Source organism: Cryobacterium sp. 10I1 (assembly GCF_035019805.1).
Classification (GTDB): Bacteria; Actinomycetota; Actinomycetes; order Actinomycetales; family Microbacteriaceae; genus Cryobacterium; species Cryobacterium glucosi.
Genome location: NZ_JASJVF010000429.1, coordinates 1 through 1667 on the forward strand (window position 1 = coordinate 1; position 1667 = coordinate 1667).

General features: G+C 68.9%; 1 protein-coding gene and 1 pseudogene. Both read left to right on the forward strand.

Annotation, left to right across the window (positions count from 1 at the left end):
- The coding region (locus QN345_RS18760; protein WP_323509075.1) for a DUF3159 domain-containing protein at positions 1-678 on the forward strand (678 nt) is incomplete at its 5' end.
- A gap of 37 nt (positions 679-715) precedes the next feature.
- A pseudogene (locus QN345_RS18765) lies at positions 716-1667 on the forward strand (ATPase); the annotation flags it as partial.

Sequence of the window (1667 nt, forward strand, 5' to 3'; positions counted from 1 at the left end):
GGTATGGCCGCTGCGGCGCGACGTGCCGGCTTCTCGCCCGCTGCAGAGGGGGAGCCGATCAGCGGCCACGCCCTGCTCGCAGCGATGGGCGGCATCCGCGGCCTGGTCGAGGCCGTGGTGCCCGGGCTCGTCTTCCTCGTCACGTACACCCTGACCCGGGCCCTGGTTCCCTCCCTCGTCGCCCCGATCGTGATCGGTGTCGTGATGGCGGGCCTGCGTGTCGCGGCGAGGCAGACCGTGACGCAGGCTGTCGGCGGACTCGTCGGCATCGGCATCAGCGCCGTGCTCGCCTTGCTCTCCGGAAAGGCAGAGGACTTCTACCTCTCCGGGTTCTGGATCAACGGCGTGTACGGGGGAGCCCTCGTGATCTCGATCATCGTGGGGTGGCCGCTCATCGGCCTCGCCGTCGGCTTCCTGGTCGGCGACGGCGTGAACTGGCGGTCCGACCCGTCCAAGCGCCGGGTGCTCACCCTGCTGACCGCCCTCTGGGCAGGGCTGTTCCTCCTGCGCCTCGCCGTGGAACTCCCGCTGTACTACGCAGGCAACGTCGCCTGGCTCGGCGCGACCAAGCTCCTGATGGGCATCCCGCTGTATGCGCCGCTCCTCATCGTGTCGTGGCTGATGGTGCGGTCCGTCTACCGTCCGAGCCCGCCCGCCGACGGTGAATCCGGGAACTGATCCATGACCACGGCAGCGTCGTGACCGGCGCAGCTTCATGACCGGCGCGGGGGTTCACGATGGGCTGAGCGACGCCGAGGTTGCCGAGCGGCTCGCGGACGGTCGAGGCAACGACGTCCGGCAATCGACGTCGCGCACGGTGGCGGACATCCTGCGGGAGAACGTCTTCACCCTGTTCAACGCGATCCTGACCGTGTGCTTCGTCGCCGTCGCCGTGCTCGGCGACTACCGGGACGGCCTCTTCTACCTCGTCGTCGTCGCGAACGCGCTGATCGGGATCGTGCAGGAGGTCCGTGCGAAGCTCGTGCTCGACCGCCTCGCGCTCCTCGCGGTTCCCGAAGTCGCGGTCAAGCGCGATGGGTTCGCGCACATCGTCCCGCTCGGCTTGGTCGTCCAGGACGACGTGCTCATCCTCCGGCCGGGTGACCAGGTGCCCGCTGATGCCGTCGTCCTCGACGGAGACGACCTCGTCGCGGACGAGTCCCTCCTCACCGGGGAGTCCGATCCGGTCGTCAAGGTCGTCGGCGACGAACTCCTGTCCGGCTCGTACATCTCGGGCGGCTCCGGCTACGCGCGGCTCACGTTCGTGGGTGCTGACTCGTATGCGAACCGGCTCACCGCCGAGATCAAACGGCACTCCCTCGTCCACTCCGAGCTCCGGGCGGCGACCAACCGCATCCTCGTGCTGCTGTCGTGGCTGCTCGGCCCGGTGATCCTTCTCACCCTGATCGGGCGCATCGCGGCATACGGCGGGCTCGACGCGCTCTTCACCGGGCCGGATGCTCCGTGGCGCAGCGCACTCCGCGACTCGGTGGCCGGCGTCGTCGGCATGATCCCCGAGGGCCTCGTCCTCCTGATCAGCCTCGCCTTCGGCCTCGCCGCCATCCAGCTGGCCAGGCACAAGGTCCTCATCGAGGAACTCGCCCTTGACTTCACGGACACCGGTGGAGACGAAGTCGATCGTCGGGTAGGTCTCGGCCTCGAAGAAG